This is a genomic window from Actinoplanes sp. NPDC026619, assembly GCF_040638295.1.
GTDB lineage: Bacteria > Actinomycetota > Actinomycetes > Mycobacteriales > Micromonosporaceae > Actinoplanes.
Genome location: NZ_JBEZYA010000002.1, coordinates 589579 through 603807 on the forward strand (window position 1 = coordinate 589579; position 14229 = coordinate 603807).

Annotated in this window: 14 protein-coding genes; 7 read left to right on the top strand and 7 right to left on the bottom strand. The window is 69.3% G+C overall.

What is annotated here, in order from left to right:
• Window positions 1-90 precede the first annotated feature (90 nt).
• The 4 genes from paaI (at window position 91) to AB0E90_RS07965 (ending at window position 3604) form a co-directional block, all read left to right on the top strand.
• On the top strand, window positions 91-471 hold the full coding sequence (gene paaI / locus AB0E90_RS07950) for a hydroxyphenylacetyl-CoA thioesterase PaaI (RefSeq protein WP_360401359.1): 381 nt from the start codon (window positions 91-93) through the stop codon (window positions 469-471).
• Window positions 468-1061, top strand: coding sequence for a TetR/AcrR family transcriptional regulator (locus tag AB0E90_RS07955; protein ID WP_360401042.1), 594 nt, complete (start codon window positions 468-470; stop codon window positions 1059-1061). Before paaI ends, AB0E90_RS07955 begins: the two co-directional genes overlap by 4 nt.
• A 12-nt stretch (window positions 1062-1073) precedes the next feature.
• The gene (gene paaK, locus AB0E90_RS07960; protein ID WP_360401045.1) at window positions 1074-2390 is read left to right on the top strand and encodes a phenylacetate--CoA ligase PaaK; all 1317 of its coding nucleotides are present in this window, start codon (window positions 1074-1076) and stop codon (window positions 2388-2390) included.
• Between the two features lie 149 nt (window positions 2391-2539).
• Window positions 2540-3604: a glycoside hydrolase family 3 N-terminal domain-containing protein gene (locus AB0E90_RS07965; RefSeq protein ID WP_360401048.1), complete on the top strand. Its 1065-nt coding sequence runs from the start codon at window positions 2540-2542 to the stop codon at window positions 3602-3604.
• On the opposite strand, the gene AB0E90_RS07970 is transcribed toward AB0E90_RS07965, so the two are convergent.
• Window positions 3594-4661: a LacI family DNA-binding transcriptional regulator gene (locus AB0E90_RS07970; protein WP_360401051.1), complete on the bottom strand. Its 1068-nt coding sequence runs from the start codon at window positions 4659-4661 to the stop codon at window positions 3594-3596. The two genes, AB0E90_RS07965 and AB0E90_RS07970, sit on opposite strands and share 11 nt — an antisense overlap.
• 100 nt (window positions 4662-4761) lie before the next feature.
• On the opposite strand from AB0E90_RS07970, the gene AB0E90_RS07975 reads away from it, so the two are divergent.
• Both AB0E90_RS07975 and AB0E90_RS07980 read left to right on the top strand, forming a co-directional pair.
• A complete protein-coding gene (locus AB0E90_RS07975; RefSeq protein WP_360401054.1) occupies window positions 4762-5931 on the top strand; it encodes a Gfo/Idh/MocA family oxidoreductase in 1170 nt (389 codons plus the stop codon).
• Window positions 5932-5939: 8 nt separating this feature from the next.
• A complete protein-coding gene (locus AB0E90_RS07980; RefSeq protein WP_360401057.1) occupies window positions 5940-6944 on the top strand; it encodes a sugar phosphate isomerase/epimerase in 1005 nt (334 codons plus the stop codon).
• A gap of 36 nt (window positions 6945-6980) precedes the next feature.
• On the opposite strand, the gene AB0E90_RS07985 is transcribed toward AB0E90_RS07980, so the two are convergent.
• The 6 genes from AB0E90_RS07985 to AB0E90_RS08010 are packed head-to-tail and all read right to left on the bottom strand — an operon-like array spanning window position 6981 to window position 12661.
• A complete protein-coding gene (locus AB0E90_RS07985; protein ID WP_360401060.1) occupies window positions 6981-7679 on the bottom strand; it encodes a MerR family transcriptional regulator in 699 nt (232 codons plus the stop codon).
• Window positions 7680-7724: 45 nt separating this feature from the next.
• A complete protein-coding gene (locus AB0E90_RS07990; protein ID WP_360401063.1) occupies window positions 7725-8441 on the bottom strand; it encodes a hypothetical protein in 717 nt (238 codons plus the stop codon).
• A 4-nt stretch (window positions 8442-8445) separates the two neighbouring features.
• Window positions 8446-9276: a carbohydrate ABC transporter permease gene (locus tag AB0E90_RS07995; protein WP_360401066.1), complete on the bottom strand. Its 831-nt coding sequence runs from the start codon at window positions 9274-9276 to the stop codon at window positions 8446-8448.
• On the bottom strand, window positions 9276-10244 hold the full coding sequence (locus AB0E90_RS08000) for a sugar ABC transporter permease (protein ID WP_360401069.1): 969 nt from the start codon (window positions 10242-10244) through the stop codon (window positions 9276-9278). The genes AB0E90_RS07995 and AB0E90_RS08000 overlap by 1 nt, the downstream gene beginning before the upstream one ends.
• A gap of 25 nt (window positions 10245-10269) precedes the next feature.
• Window positions 10270-11610: an extracellular solute-binding protein gene (locus AB0E90_RS08005; RefSeq protein ID WP_360401072.1), complete on the bottom strand. Its 1341-nt coding sequence runs from the start codon at window positions 11608-11610 to the stop codon at window positions 10270-10272.
• Between the two features lie 16 nt (window positions 11611-11626).
• Complete coding sequence (locus AB0E90_RS08010; RefSeq protein ID WP_360401075.1) at window positions 11627-12661, bottom strand: LacI family DNA-binding transcriptional regulator; 1035 nt, start codon at window positions 12659-12661, stop codon at window positions 11627-11629.
• Between the two features lie 245 nt (window positions 12662-12906).
• Here AB0E90_RS08010 and AB0E90_RS08015 point away from each other — a divergent pair, with 245 nt between their 5' ends.
• On the top strand, window positions 12907-14229 hold the full coding sequence (locus tag AB0E90_RS08015) for a Gfo/Idh/MocA family oxidoreductase (protein ID WP_360401078.1): 1323 nt from the start codon (window positions 12907-12909) through the stop codon (window positions 14227-14229).

A 14229-nucleotide genomic window follows, 5' to 3' on the forward strand; every position in this document is an offset into this window, starting at 1 on the left:
TTGCGGTTGGCTGTGGCTTAAATATCTACCGAACGATCGGTTGGTAATCAAGGCTTGGGAGACAAGGTGGCACGGACCGCAGCGCACGACATGTTCGACCGCGACACCGCCTCCAAGGTTCTCGGCATCGAGCTGCTCGACGCCGGGAACGGACAGGCCACGGTGCGGATGCGGGTCACCGGCGACATGGTCAACGGGCACGCGATGACCCACGGCGGCTATGTCTTCATGCTCGCCGATACCGCCTTCGCGTGTGCCTGTAACAGCCATGGCCCGGTGACGGTGGCGGCCGGCGCCGACATCAGCTTCCTCCGGCCGACCGCGGCCGGTGACGTGCTCACGGCGTACGCAAGCGAGAGAGTGACCCAGGGTCGCAGCGGCATCTACGACGTGACCGTGACCCGCGACGGTGAGGTGGTCGCCGAGTTCCGGGGCCGGAGCCGCGTGATCAGCCCGGGGAAACCGGCATGACCACGCCGGCGCCGCGCCGCCGCGGGCGACCGGGTCATGATCTGGACGCCGTGCTGAGCGCGGCCGTGCTGCTGTTCAACGAGCGGGGCTACGACGCGACCAGCATGTTCGACATCGCCGAGTCGCTCGGCATCACCAAATCAAGCGTCTACCACCACATCAGCGGCAAGGAGCAGTTGCTGCAGATGGCGATGGACCGGGCACTCGACGGCCTGTTCGAAGCGGCAGAGGATGTAACCCGACTCGACCGGCCGGCCATCGAGCGGCTCGAGCAGCTGATCAGGCGCAGCGTGCTCGTGCTCGCGGAACGTTTCGAGTTCGTCACCGTGCTCCTGCGGGTACGGGGCAACACAGCGGTCGAGCAGCACGCGCTGTCTCGCCGGCGTGAGTTCGACACGGTCGTGACCGAGCTGGTCAAACAGGCGCAGGCAGAGGGTGGCGTGCGGCCCGACGTCGACCCGGCGACCGCCGCCCGCCTGCTGCTCGGCATGGTCAACTCACTCACCGAGTGGTATAGACCGCGCCCCGGCGGCGCTGACGCCATCGCCGATGCCGTCAGCACGGTCGCCTTCGAAGGATTGCGCATGTAGGAGGTACCGAAAGTGCAGGATCGCTCCCCCCGTCCCGAAGATCTCGACCCGATCGAGCGCGCCTCCGTCGACGAGCTGCGCGACCTGCAACTGAGCTGGCTGAAATGGTCACTTCAGCACGCCTACGACAACGTTCCGCAATACCGCAAACTGTTCGACGAGCACGGAGCGCACCCCGGCGACCTGCGCGGGCTCGGCGACCTGGCGAAGTTCCCGTTCACCGACAAGGCGACACTGCGGGCAAATTACCCGTTCGGCATGTTCGCGGTGCCGCGCGAGCGGATCGCCCGGGTGCACGCCTCCTCGGGCACGACCGGCCGGCCCACCGTCGTCGGTTACACGAAGGACGATCTGCACACCTGGGCCCGGCTGATGGCGCGCTCGATCCGCGCGTCCGGCGGCCGGCCCGGCGACCGGGTCCACGTCGCTTATGGCTATGGCCTCTTCACCGGAGGGCTCGGCGCGCACTACGGCGCCGAGGAGCTGGGCTGCACCGTCATCCCGGTCTCGGGCGGGATGACCGAGCGTCAGGTCATGCTGATCAAGGACTTCGAGCCGGAGATCATCATGGTCACGCCGAGTTACATGCTGGCGATCGTCGACGAGATGGAGCGGCAGGGCATCGATCCACGGTCCACCTCGCTGCAGGTCGGCATCTTCGGCGCCGAGCCGTGGACGCAGGATCTGCGCCGCGAGGTCGAGGAACGGCTCGACATGCACGCGCTCGACATCTACGGCCTGTCCGAGGTGATGGGCCCCGGCGTGGCCACCGAGTGCATCGAGACCAAGGACGGCCCGCACGTCTGGGAGGACCACTTCTACCCGGAGGTCATCGACCCGGACACCGGCGAGGTGCTGCCCGAGGGCGAGATCGGCGAGCTGGTCTTCACGTCGCTGACCAAGCAGGCCATGCCGGTCGTCCGTTACCGCACCCGCGATCTCACCCGGCTGCTGCCCGGCACCGCCCGCCCGATGCGCCGGATCGAGAAGATCACCGGCCGCTCCGACGACATGATGATCCTGCGCGGGGTCAACGTCTTCCCCACCCAGATCGAGGAGCTCATCCTCCGCACGCCCGAGCTCGCACCGCATTTCCAGTGCGTGCTGAGCCGCGAGGGCCGGCTCGATGCGCTCACCGTCAAGGTCGAGCGCCGCGCCGCGACCAACCCCGCGGTGGGCACGCAGGCCGGCCACGATCTGGCCACCGCGATCAAGAACAACATCGGAGTTTCGGTACGGGTGGAAGTCATCGAACCGGACGGCGTCGAGCGGTCGATGGGCAAGGCGCGACGGATAGTCGATCTGCGGCGGGAAGTGGCGACCGGCTAACCTTCACGCCGATGCGAACCCGGACCGCTCCTCACCTTGCCGTGGCGCTGACCGCCCTGCTGGCCGTTCTGTTGGCCGGATGCTCCTCGCCGCGAACCCCGGCTGCCGCCCCTCCTCCCTCGTCGCCGGCATCCTCGCCGTCAGCTTCCGTGGCGCCATCGCCCTCGTCTTCGCCGTCCGCGTCGGCCGGCTGTGTCGGCGGAGCAGTCGGCGGGCTCTCCGAGGCCGAGCTGGCCGGCCAGGTGCTCATGATCGGCACCGCGGTCGACTCCCCGAACGATCTCGGCGGCACGGTGCAGAAATACCACCTGGGCGGGGTGTTCCTGCACGGGCGCAGCACGCACACCGCCGATCAGCTGCGCGCCGGCATCACCGAGCTGAAGCAGAACGCGTCGGTGCCCCTGCTGATCTCGCTCGACCAGGAGGGCGGCAGTGTGCAGACACTGAAAGGCCCCGACTTCCCGATCCTGCCGTCGGCGCAGAAGCTCGGCGCCGGACCGCCCGCGACGCTGCGCAGCACCACCGGCGACAGCGCCCGCCGGCTGGCCGGGATCGGCATCAACCTCAACCTCGCGCCGGTCGCCGACACCGTCCCGGCCGACATCGGCGAACGCAACCCGCCCATCGGCTACTGGCACCGGCAGTTCGGCTCCGACCCGGACAAGGTCGCGACCAGCATCCGCACGGTCGTGCCGGCCAGCCAGGAGGCCGGGGTGCTGACCGTCCTCAAGCACTTCCCGGGCCTGGGCCGGGTCACCGCCAACACGGACACCTCGGCCAACGCCGCCGACAGCACCACGACCGCCGACGATCCCTTCCTCAAGCCGTTCGCGGCCGGGATCGAGGCCGGCTCGGCCGCGGTGATGATGTCGTCGGCCCGTTACCCGAGACTCGACCGATCGGCGATCGCGCCTTTCTCGCAGCCGATCGTCACCGGGCTGCTGCGACAGAAACTCGGCTTCACCGGGCTGATCATGTCGGACGACGTGGGCGCGGCGGCCGCGCTCGAATCGGTGCCGGTCGGGCAGCGTGCGGTGCGGTTCGTGGCGGCCGGCGGCGACATGGTGCTGACCATCCGGCCGGAGGACGCGGCCCCGATGGCGTCGGCGCTGATCGACCGGGCCGGCAGCGATCCGGCCTTCCGCGCCCGGCTGACCGATGCGGCCCAGCACGTGCTGACGGCCAAGAAGCGCGCCGGTCTGCTCAGCTGCTGAACGGCGGGGCGGTGCTGCCCCGGACCACCAGGTGCGGCACCAGGACCGCCTCGTAACGGGCGGTGCGGCCGTCGTCGAGGCGGGAGACCGCGGCCATCACGGCGTTGCGGGCCTGGGCGGGCGCGTCCTGGTTGACCGAGGTCAGGTCGATGTGCCCGAGCCGGGCCAGGATGCTGTCGTCATAACCGACCAGGGAGACTCGGCCCGGCACGTCGACGCCGGCCCGGATCAGCGAGTCCATCACGCCGATCGCGAGCCGGTCGTTCGAGGCCATCACCGCGGTCGGCAGGTCGTGCCCGGCTTCGCGCCTGGTCTCGTGCCCGGCATCGCGCCCGGCATCGCGCCCGGCATCGCGCCCGGCATCGCGCCCGGCCAGGAGACGGCGCCCGGCGCGGACCCCGCCCTCCTCGGTGTGGTCGCCGGAGACGATCTGCGGGACCAGACCGGCGCGGCGCATCGCGCGACGGTAGCCGCGGCGCCGGATCGCCGCGACCGCGCCGTTTCCACCGTCCACGAACGCGATCCGCTCGTGTCCGAGACCGATCAGATGGAGCAGGGCCGCGTCCACGCCCACGTCGTCGGACGGCCGGACCACGTCGACCTGGGCCGTGCCGACCGTGCGGCCGACCACCACGCAGGGCACCTGGGCGGCCAGCCGGTCGAGCGTCTCCTCCGAGGCATCCGGGCCGAGCAGGATCAGCGCCTCGCAGCGGAAGTCGAGCAGCGTCTCGATCGCCCGGTCCTCGTCGCGGTCGCGGGTCAGCGTGGACAGCACCACCTCGTAACCCGCCTTGTCGGCCGCGGCGTGCAGCTCCTCGACCAGCTCGGCGTGGAACGGGTTGCGCACGTCGAGCATGACGCCGAGCAGATGACGCCGGCGGCGGGCGAGCAGGCTGGCCGTGCGGTCCGCGCGATAGCCCAGCTCGGTGGCCGCCGCGAGCACGCGCTCGCGGGTCTCGGCGCTCGGTCCCGGCTCACCGCGGAGAACGAGGGACACCGATGCGGTGGAGACTCCGGCGCGGGTGGCGACGTCAGCCAGGCGCGGTCGTTGATCCACTAAATCACTCCCCGTGAATCCCTTGACACACATCGAGATCGACTCAGATAGTACAGGGACTTAAAGCGCTTTAAAAACGGCGCACTTCGGAGGGATTCCCATGTCCGAACCGTCCATCGGCGTGGCCGTCATCGGAGCCGGCATGGTCGGCCGAGCCCATGCCAACGCCTACCGGCAGGCCGCCACCGTCTTCGGCCTCGGCCGTCCCGCTCCCCGCCTGGTCGCGGTCGCGGACCTGCACGAACCGTTCGCGGCCGACGCCGCCGCGCGCTACGGCTTCGCCCGCGCCGAGACCGACTGGCGGGCGGTCATCGACTCCCCCGAGGTCGACGCGGTCAGTGTCGCCGTCGCCAACAGCCTGCACCGCGAGATCACCGAGGCCGCCCTGGCCGCCGGCAAGCACGTGCTCTGCGAGAAGCCGCTGGCGCCCACGGTCGCCGAGGCCCAGTCCATGGTGGAGGCCGCGGCCGCCGCCCCCGGCCAGATCGACGCGGTCGGTTTCACGTTCCGCCGCTCCCCCGCGATCAACGCGATCAAGCAGCAGGTCGAGGAGCGCCTCGGCCCGGTGCGCCATTTCGTCGGCAACTACTGGTGCGACTACGGCTACGACCCCCAGCGCCCGATGAGCTGGCGTTATCTCGGCGGCCCCGGCAGCGGCGTGCTCGCTGACATCGGCAGCCACCTGGTCGACCTCGCCGAGTTCTTCTGCGGCCCGACCACCGGCGTGCAGGGCACGACGCTGACCACGGTGGTCGGCGACCGGCCGAAACCGCTCGGGGTGGCCGTCGGGCACGCCGGTGGCGTGCGGGTGAGCGACGAGCGGGTCCCGGTGGAGAACGAGGACGTCTGCACCTTCACCACGTCCTACGGCGGCGACGCCGTCGGCACCTTCTCGCTGTCCCGCATCGCCTTCGGGCATGCCAACACGCTGCGGATCGACCTGTTCTGCGAGAACGGCACGGCGTCGTTCGACCTGAACCGGCCGGCCGAGTTCACCATCGCCGACGCCGGCCCCGCCACCGAGGTCAACGGCGTCCGCACGGTCTACATCGGCCCCTGGCACCCCTACCTCGCGAAGGGCCTGCCGATGGACTTCCCGACCGTCGGCCACGGGCAGAACGACTTCTTCGTCTACCAGGCCCGCGCGTTCCTCGACCAGATCGCCGGCGACACCACCCTGCCGGCCTGCCCCGACATGGCCCACGGCCTGCACAACCTGCGCGTCCTCGAGGCGGTCGTCTCCGCCACCGACAAGCCCGTCCAGCTCTGAGGAGTCCCATGAAGCTCGGCGCCTACACCGCGTGCCTGCACGACCGTTCCCTCGACGAGACCCTCAAGATCCTCGGTGAACTGGGCCTGACCAGCGCCGAGATCAACACCGGCGGCTTCATCGGCGCGCCGCACATCCCGATCGACGACATCCTGGCCAGCGTGGCCGCCCGGGAAGACTATCTGGGCCGTTTCGCCCAGGCCGGCATCACGCTGACCGGTCTCAACGTCAACGGCAACCCGCTCAACCCCGACCCGCTCGTCGGGCCGCGTCACGCGGCCGACCTGCACCGCACCATCGAGGTGGCGGCGGCGCTCGGCGTCAAGCGGGTGGTCACCATGTCCGGGCTGCCCGGCGCCCACGCCGGCAGCCCGTCGGCCAACTGGGTCGTCAACCCGTGGGACAGCCAGTGGCTCGACGTCCTCGATTATCAGTGGAACCAGGTGGCCGTCCCCTTCTGGAAGGACATCCAGGCCCGCGCCGCCGACGCCGACGTCAAGGTCTGCATCGAGATGCACCCGCACAACCTGGTCTTCAACCCACCGACGCTGCAGCGGCTGGTCGAGCAGACCAACGCCACCCACGTCGGCGCCGAGATGGACCCGAGCCACCTGTTCTGGCAGGGCATCGACCCGATCGCCGCCGTCGAGTTCCTCGGCGAACTGGTCTTCCACGCCGCCGCCAAGGACACCCGCATCAACCAGGACAACGTCAAGCTCTTCGGCGTCCTCGACGACCGCTTCACCCGGGTGCCGGCCGACCGCAACCCGCTCAACCTCGGCGGCAACAACACGCTCAACGAGTGGCCGTCCCGCCCGTCGTGGCAGTTCGTGGCGGTCGGCCGCGGCCACGGCGAGCAGGATTTCTGGGCGCCGTTCCTGCGGGCGCTGCACGCCGTCGACCCCGACATGGCGGTCAACATCGAGCACGAGGACACCGAGCTCGACCAGATCGAGGGCCTGCGCCTGGCCGCGGAAAATCTGCTCGCCGCGGCCCGCACGGCCGGCGTCTGACCCGCCGTTTCTTGACAACTCAAGAGTGACTGCGCCTCAAGAATGACTGAGGTCGATCAGGTTGCCGTCCGGGTCCCGGACGCAGGAGGTCCGGGGCTTCCAGGCGAAGTCGGTGGGCGGGTGCACCTGGTCGGCGCCGGCGTCGAGCGCCCGTTCGTGCGCGGCATCGACGTCGGCCACCAGCAGGCCGAATCGCACCGGTGCGCGGCCGTCCCGCTCCTCGAGCGTGATCAGGAAGAAGCGATCCGACCGATAGGTGCCGAACTGGAGCGACGAGATCGCCTCGTTGAAGACGAGGTCGAAGGCGGAGGTATAAAAGGTGGCCGCCGCCGGCACGTCCGCGACCGCGATGCGGATCTGGACCGGGCGCACGGCCTGCACCGCGGGCATCGGAGTTCCTCTTTCGATGAACTCCTCGACGGCGGCTATTCGCTGCGACAGCTCGCGCGCCTGGGCGGCCAGCCGCTCCCGGTGCGAGTCGAGCACCGCCCGCACCTGGTCCGCGGGCCGGCCGAGCACCGCGCGGACCTCGTCGATCGGCACGCCGACGGCGCGCAGCCCGCAGACGAGGCGGGCGTCGTCGAGCTGGCGCCGGCCGTAACGGCGATAACCGGTGCCGGCGTCGACCTGCTCGGGCTCGAGCAGGCCGATCTCGTCGTAATGGCGCAGTGCCGGGATGGTCAGGCCGGTCGCCGAGGCGAACGCGCCGATGTTGAGCAGTTCTTCATCGTTCACGCGTCCAGCTTCGGCCCTCAGGCCACCGGAGAGTCAAGCGCGAGATCAAGCCGCGGCGACGGCCTCCCGGCCGGCCACCCGCGAGGTGACCACGTGCAGGGCGAAGAGGGCGTAACCGGCGAGGACCGGCACCAGCGCGGGGTGCACGAACCAGCCGAGCAACGCCGCCACGCCCAGCACCCCGGCCGCGGCGAGTGGCGCGACCGGCCGCGCCAGCGCGATCGTCAGCGCCGACCGCACGGCTCCCCCGGCGGGAGCTTCATTACTCACGGTTCCTCCGGTCATGGCCCGGCCCGCCGGCGTTCCCGACGGGACAGCGGCCGAACGGATGCCCGCGCCAGCGCGAACGGCGTCGCCCGCCGGAATGGTGACGCCCGCGCGGGCGGTGGCTCCGGCGCGGACGGCGACCAGTGCGAGGTAGCCGACCGCCAGGACGGCGGCTATCAGGACGGCGGTCAGGACCGGGGCGCCACCGGGGACGGTGCCCCGGCGGAGCGCCGCCACGTCGATGACGACCAGGGTGGCGGCGGCCGCCACCGCCGGGCCGGCGATAAGGCCGGGCACCAGGCGGCGGCGGAACACCGGCCAAAGGTCGGCAAAGGTCGGCCAGCGGCCCTCGGCGATCAGGTGGCCGATGGCGTAGCTGCCGGTCGCCACCGCCGCCCCCGCGGTCAGCAGCGGGAGCGACAGCAGCGTGACGACTATGCCGAGCAGGGCCAGGTCAGCGGCCAGGCGCAGGGAGTTGCGCCAGTCGTTCGGCATCGAATCACCCCTTCAGGCCGCTGGTGTTGATGCCCTCGACGAGCAGCCGCTGGAACGCGACGAAGAAGAGGAACACCGGAACCAGCGACAGCAGGCTCATGGCGAACATCGGGCCGACCGAGCTCTCGCTGGTCGAGTCGATGAACAGGGTCAATGCCACCGGCGCGGTGTAGTCCTTGAGGTCGGACAGATACACCAGCTGGCGGAAGAAGTCGTTCCAGGTCCAGATGAACGAGAAGATCGCCGTGGTGACCAGGGCCGGCCGGCTCAACGGGAGCACGACGTGGCGGAACACGCCATAGGGCGAAGCGCCGTCGATCACCGCGGCCTCGTCCAGCTCGCGTGGGATGCCGCGCATGAACTGGACCATGAGGAACACGAAGAACGCCTCGGTGGCCAGGAAGTGCGGCACGAGCAGCGGCAGGTAGGGCCAGTCGCCGCCGACCCAGCCGAGGGTCCGGAACAGGATGTACTGCGGGATGATCAGCACGTGCCCGGGCAGCAGCAGGGTGCCGATCATGATGGCGAACCAGACGCCCCGCAACCGGAACTTCAGCCGGCCCAGAGCGTAGGCCGCCAGCAGGCAGGACAGCGTGTTGCCGACCACGGTCAGGATCGCGACCATCGCGCTGTTCAGGAAGAACTTGCCGAACACGAAGTCGAACTTGTGCCAGCCGTCGGAGAAGTTCGCCGGAGTGAAGTGCTCCGGGAAGAGGCCGATGTTGCTGGCGATCTCCTGCTGCGACTTGAACGACGTGCCGACCATCCAGACCAGCGGGTAGAGCACGATCGCCAGGATCACGATCAGCGCCAGCAGGCGCACCTTCGAGCGCATCACTTCTCCTCGGAGTCGGAGTAGTGGACCCAGAACCGCCCGGTGCTGAACAGCACGACCGTGATCGTGCCGATCACCAGGAGGAAGACCCAGGCCATCGCGGACGCGTAGCCCATGTTCAGCTCGACGAAGCCGGCGTTGTAGAGGCGAAGCGTGTACATGAGAGTGGAGTCGACCGGTCCGCCGGTGCCGTTGCTGAGCACGAACGCCGACGTGAAGCCCTGGAACCCATGGATGGTCTCCAGGACCAGGTTGAAGAAGATGACCGGCGACAGCATGGGCAGCGTGATGTGGGCGAAACGGCGCCACGCGCTGGCGCCGTCCACCGAGGCGGCCTCGTACAGCTCGACCGGCACCTGTTTCAGGCCGGCCAGGAAGATCACCATTGGGGCGCCGAACTGCCAGATGGCCAGCAGCATGAGGGTGGGCAGCGCCCAGGTCGGGTCGTTCACCCAGGCCTCGCCCTTGATCCCGAACAGCGAGAGGAACGAGTTGATCGCCCCGTCGCCGCTGAACATGCTGCGCCAGACGATGGCCACCGCCACGCTGCCGCCGAGCAGCGACGGCAGGTAGAAGAGGCCACGGAACGCCGAGATGCCGCGCATGGACTTGTTGAGCAGCAACGCCACGGCGAGCGCGGCCGACAACTTCAGCGGCACCGCGATCAGCGCGAAGGTCACGGTGACCCGCACCGCGTGCCAGTACTGCGGGTCGGCGGTGAACATCCGCCGGTAATTATCCAGGCCGATCCAGTTGGCCTCGGTAACCGGGATGAGCGGGCTGTAGTCGGTGAAGCTCAGATACAGCGAGAGCAGCATCGGGATAGCGGTGATCCCCAGCAGGCCGAGCAGCCAGGGTGAGAGGAAGACGTAGCCGGCCAGGTTCTCACTACGCCGGCGGCGGGCCACCCGGCCCCGCCGATGTGCGGCGGGAACCGGGGGCGCGGGCTCGGTCGGACGGACCGGCATTTGTGCCATTGTCACGAAAAGTTCCTCAGCTCTGCCCGATGGCCGCCTTGGCGGCCGTGACGAACGCCGTAGCACCCGCCTCGGGGGTCGATCGACCGTAGGTCACTTCCTCCGCGATCCGGATCAGCTCGGTCTTCACCTTGCTGTGGCCCTTCGGCGGGACGGCCGGCGAGGTGGGCCCGAACTTGGTGCCGAGCTCGTTCTGCACCTCGATGGTCTGCTTCATGCTCGCGTCGGTGACCGACGCCGCGACCTGCGTGCGGACGTCGAGGTTGGGCGGCAGGCCCCGGTCGGTGCCGAGGATCTTGCCGACCTCCGGGTCGTTGGCGAGGAAGTTGACCACGTCGACCGCGGCGTCCTTCTTCTTCGTGCCCTTGAAGATGGAGAAGTACATCGAAGCGCGGGCCCACTGGGCGCTCGGGTCACCGGGGTAGGCGACGACGCCGAGCTCGCTCTTGGTGTTCTTCTTCAGCTCGGGCATCTGGTTGACCCAGACCCAGGAGGTGTCCGCCTTGCCGGTCACCACCAGCTGCTTGCTGACGCTGGAGTCGTTGCCCTCGTGGATCACGTCCGGGGTCGGGGTGGCCCCGGCCGCGCGGGCGTCCTTCCACAGCTGGAACCACTTGGTGATGTCGGCCTCGTCGAACGCGAGCTTGTTGTCCTTGTACAGGTCCTTGCCGTTCTGCCGGAGATAGACCCAGAGGGCCTGGTAGACGGCGCTCGGGTCCTGCGTGCCGGGAACCTTGGCGACCTTGGAGACGTTGGTCGCCCACTTGATGAAGTCTTCCCAGCTCATGCCGGTGGTCGGCGCGGGCAGCTTGAACTTGTCGAGCAGTGTCTTGTCGAAGACCAGGCCCTGGGTGTTCTCGCCCATGGCGACGCCGGCCAGCTTTCCGTCGACCTTGCCGTACTCGACGAGGCTCTTCGGGAACTTGGTGATGTCGATCTTGCCGCTGTCCGCGTACGACTGGAGGTCCAGGGTGACGCCGCGCTGGGCGTACTCGGCGATGAAGTTGTCGTCGATCTGGAAGATGTCCGGCGCGTTGCCGCCGGCGGTGAGAGTGGCCAGCTTGTCGAAGTAGCCCTGGTTGGCCTGCCAGGTCTTCTTGAACGTCACGTTCGGGTGCTTCTGGGTGTAGAGGGCGAGCGCCTTGTCGGTCAGCTCGGCGCGCTTGTCGGCCCCCCACCAGAAGATGGAGAGCTCGACCTTGTCACTGCTGCCGCCACCCGAGTCGTCGGATCCGCCACAGGCGCCGGCCCCGAGGAGCAGGGGCACAGCGACAGCGGCGGCGAGCAGGCGGCGGCGGGTGGTGCGGGGCGCCGGGGTAGGTTGATCGTGCGTGGCGCTCCTCGAGATGGGATGCATGTCGTGCGGCTCCTTTTTAGGAGGCGACACCTCCGGGGACGCTTACGTCGCCCGGGTCCGCAGGGCTGTGCGGACCCGGGCCCGGCCCCGTCGAGTCGCGAATGACCAACTCGGTCTGCAAATGAAGGTGTGCGGTGGAACGACGGTCGTCGCCATGCGCGAGAAGCATGTCGACGGCCGCCCGACCCGCGGCGGCGGTGGGTGTCGCCACCGTGGTCAGCTTCGGACGGGTGAGCCGGCTGAGCATGATGTCGTCGATGCCGACGACGCTGACGTCCTCGGGGACACGGGCCCCCGCGGTGAACAGCCCCTCGATGAGGCCGATCGCCATCAGGTCGTTGTAGGCGAGCACGGCGGTGGCACCGGCCCGCAGCACGTCCTCGGCGACGGTGAGGCCGCCGAACTCGGTGGGCGGGTTGGGCCCGATGACTGTCAGCTCGGCATGGCCGGCCCGGGCCGTGGCGGTTGCGGAACGCCGGATCTCCCGGCTGGTCCACGAGCCGCGTGGCCCGCTCAGTAGTGCGATATCGCGGTGACCGCGGGCGGTGAGGTGCTCGATGGCGAGCCGGGCGCCCTGGGCCACGTCCATCACGACGGCAGGGATGCCGGTGATCTGGCGGTTCACGACGACCAGCGGCACCTCGCGGCTGAGCTGCTCGATCAGCGTGTTGCTCATCCGCGGGCTGCACAGCAGGACGCCGTCGACCTGTTTCGCCAGCGCCCGCACCACCTCTTCCTCGACGGCCGCGTCCTCGTTGGTGTCGGCGACGAATATGTGGTGATCGTGCTTGCGGGCCTGACTTTCGGCGGCCTTGATGAGAGGCGGGAAGAACGGGTTGGCGATGTCCGCCACGATCAGGCCGATGTTGTACGTCCGGCCGGTGATCAGCGCGCGGGCCGCCCGGTTGGGCCGGTAACCCAGCTGCTCGGCACAGGCCAGCACGCGACTACGGGTGTTCGGGTTGACCAGGTGCGGCGCCGAGAACGTGCGCGACACCGTGGAGATGTGCACGCCGGATGCCCGAGCGACATCGCGAATGGTGACGGACACGCTCCGACCTCCTCAGTGGACTAAAAGCCGTGGTCGATGTGGCCGCGGTCACTGACAGCCACAATTAATGCAAGCGGTTGCACAACTGTCAATGTCGTTGTGTTGCATAAAGATTGCAGCCGGGCACCTGAAAGGCCAACTTAATCGGGCAAATACGGACGATAATCGTCAGAGGCGTTGACGGTGTTGCATCGATCCGCCTAACTTCGCTGCAAACCTTTGTAGTGTCGGCTCCGGGAGGACCCATGCCACGAGATGAACGCCGCCGCATCGCGCTCGTCGGTGCCGGCGCCCGCGCCGAGATGTTCGTCCGGGCGATCACCGAGGACCATGCGGGCACCACCACCCTGGTGGCCCTGGCCGACACCAACCAGGCCCGGATGGACGCGCACAACCGCTGGCTGAGCGAGGCCGGCCACGACCCGGTCCCCACCTACCAGGCGAGCGAGCTGGCCGCGCTGATCGCCAAGGAACACGTCGACGAGGTGATCGTCACCAGCATGGACAGCACCCATGCCGGGCACATGGTCACCGCGATGGACGCCGGCTGCGACGTGATCACCGAGAAGCCGATGACGGTCGACGCGGACAGCGCCCGGCGCATCCTGGACGCGCAGCAACGCACCGGCCGCCGGGTGCAGGTCACGTTCAACTACCGGTACAACCCGGTGCACGAGATGGTGCGCACCCTGCTGGCCGGCGGCGAGATCGGCGAGATCGGCTCGGTGCACTTCGAGTGGCTGCTCGACATCCGGCACGGCGCCGACTACTTCCGCCGCTGGCATCGCGACAAGGCGAACTCCGGCGGGCTGCTGGTGCACAAGTCCGGCCACCACTTCGACCTGGTCAACTGGTGGCTGGGGGCGGCGCCGACCGAGGTGTACGCGTCCGGCCGGCTCTTCTTCTACGGCGAGGACGGGCAGCGACACGGATATTCGCGCGACTATGAGCGGGTGCATGGCAGTCCCGAGGCGCAGGGCGACCCGTTCGCGCTCGACCTGACCGCCAACGCCCGCCTGCGCGAGTTGTACCTCGAGGCCGAGGGCGAGGACGGCTACCTGCGCGACCGCAACGTGTTCGCGCCCGGCGTCACGATCGAGGACGACCTGTCGGTGCTGGTCCGCTACGACACGGGGGCGCGGATGACGTACCACCTCACCGCGTACGCGCCGTGGGAGGGCTACCGGCTCATGGTCAACGGCAGCCGGGGCCGGCTCGAGCTCGAGGTCGTCGAGTCCGACCACGTGAGCCCGGCCGCCGCCGGCGAGCTCAAGGGCGCCGCCGTCCACGGCGTCACCGAGGCCGCCGAGCAGGGCGGGGTCACCCTGACGATCCGGCCGTTCTGGGCTCCGCCGTACGCCGTCGAGCTGCAGCCGCGCAGCCGCGAGGGGCACGGCGGCGCCGACCACCGCATGACCGCCGTCCTTCTCGGTGGGCAGACCGACCCGATGAACCGTTCCGCGACCGCCCGTGACGGCGCCCTGGCGCTGCTCACCGGCCTCGCCGCCAACCGCTCCCTGCAGACCGCCGAGCCGGTTCGGGTCTCCGACCTGCTCGACCTGAACTGA